At 45.2% G+C, this 1,683-nt stretch carries 2 protein-coding genes; one reads left to right on the plus strand and one right to left on the minus strand.

What is annotated here, in order from left to right:
• Positions 1–1,217 (minus strand): class I SAM-dependent methyltransferase (locus H6F50_RS07380; RefSeq protein WP_190427996.1); only part of this gene is annotated, 1,217 nt, incomplete at its 3' end.
• Positions 1,218–1,405: 188 nt separating this feature from the next.
• Between H6F50_RS07380 and H6F50_RS07385 the strand changes: the two genes are divergently transcribed.
• Positions 1,406–1,570 (plus strand): hypothetical protein, encoded by a 165-nt coding sequence (locus H6F50_RS07385; RefSeq protein ID WP_190427998.1) that lies wholly within the window; start codon positions 1,406–1,408, stop codon positions 1,568–1,570.
• The last annotated feature ends 113 nt before the right edge of the window (positions 1,571–1,683 follow it).

Genomic DNA, 1,683 nt, shown 5'->3' on the forward strand with positions numbered 1-1,683 from the left:
AGGACTTGATAAAGCCCCATGTGGTTCTGTTCAAAGGCAAGAGCGAAACCGATGAGATAGAGCCGCCATAATCGGACTTTACGTTCGCTGCTGAGGGCGATCGCTTTCTCCATCACTGCATCCAAATTAGCTGCCCAACAGCGCATTGTTTTAGCGTAGTGCATCCGCCAAGCATCAACATCGACAATCTCCCATCCCCTCTCTTCAGCGACAGCTAAAGAATCGGACAGCCTGGACAGCTCTCCGTCTGGGAAGATATAACGTTGAACAAAGCGTTCGTTGAGGCTGGAACCGTCCCATTTTTCTGACGCGGTGATGCCGTGATTGAGAAACAAACCCTCAGGCTTCAAGGTAGAGAAGGCACTCTGAAAATAAATCGGGTAGTTTTTAATTCCTACGTGTTCAACCATCCCAACTGAAACAATTTTGTCAAAGGTTGGCGTTTGGGGTAAGTTTCGATAGTCGAGAAGCTCGACTTTTAGCTGGGTGTCCAAACCTTCTTTCGCGATCGCTTGTTGGTTAAAAGCCAGCTGCTCTTTACTCAGAGTAATGCCATATCCCTTCACTCCGTAATGAGTTACAGCCCAGCGTAGCAAAGCTCCCCAGCCACAGCCAATATCTAATAAATATTCGCCGGGTTTTAATTGGAGTTTACGGCAGATCAAATCAAGCTTTGCCTGCTGAGCTTCTTGCAGGCTCATCTGAGGATGTTCAAAATAGGCACAAGAATAGACGAGTAAAGGATCGAGCCAAAGACGGTAAAAATCATTGCCAACATCATAGTGATATTGAACAACTGCCAAGTCGCGATCGCGACTATGAGCGATCAATTTCTGCCAAGGTGATTTCTCTGGCTGCGATAAAGGCAATTGGGGTAGACTCAGTGCTTCCATCCAAGCTTTGATTGCTTTGCTGCGATCGCATTGGGAAAAGGAAAGCGCTTCTAAGAGCATCAGATCGTCGATGTTACCTGTAAAGTCTAAAAAGCCCCGAAGGTAAGCTTCCGCTAGAACCAAAGGATCTTGACTCAGAATTAGCGTCCGGATGACTCCGGGATGATGAATCTGCAAAGTGAGTTGAGGAAGCGAGTCATCAAAAGTTTCATTGGTCATTATCTTGTCTGTCCCCCAGCAATCGATGCAGAATTTCAGAGGCAGTAGAGAAAACCGTTCGCTCAAGATATCTCGGATGCCGGTAGGAACAGAAGAATATGACATAGTTGATTTAGCGTGTTAGTGGTTATGTGTCAGTAGCAATTGGGGATTTTGGATTTGCTCTCACCCAACGGTGAGGCAACCTTAGCCTGACGATGTAGAGCAACAACGCCGAAATGGTACTAATGATGAGTTTTCAACTCAGCACCATTCATATCTACAGAGGAATAACCATTAATCACTAACAGCGCGTGAAATTTTTCTACACTTGTCTAATCGCAGGCGAGACGACTGCGCGATCGCAGATTCGCCAAAGTTGCATAAACATGGCGGTAGAAAATCTAGCAATTCTCTATCGGATACAGTATGGTTTAACCCCACCCCAACTCCTGCCCGCTTTTCCGGGAGCAGGGTGATTTCATACAAACAAAGAAAAATGAGAATAATGCTTAAAGGTGATTGAAAATCAACCAATGATTCGGATGAATATCATTGAACAATTACAACAAATCCCAGATTATCGTCATAT

It is taken from the genome of Coleofasciculus sp. FACHB-712, from assembly GCF_014695635.1.
In the GTDB taxonomy this organism is placed as follows: Bacteria; Cyanobacteriota; Cyanobacteriia; order Cyanobacteriales; family FACHB-T130; genus FACHB-T130.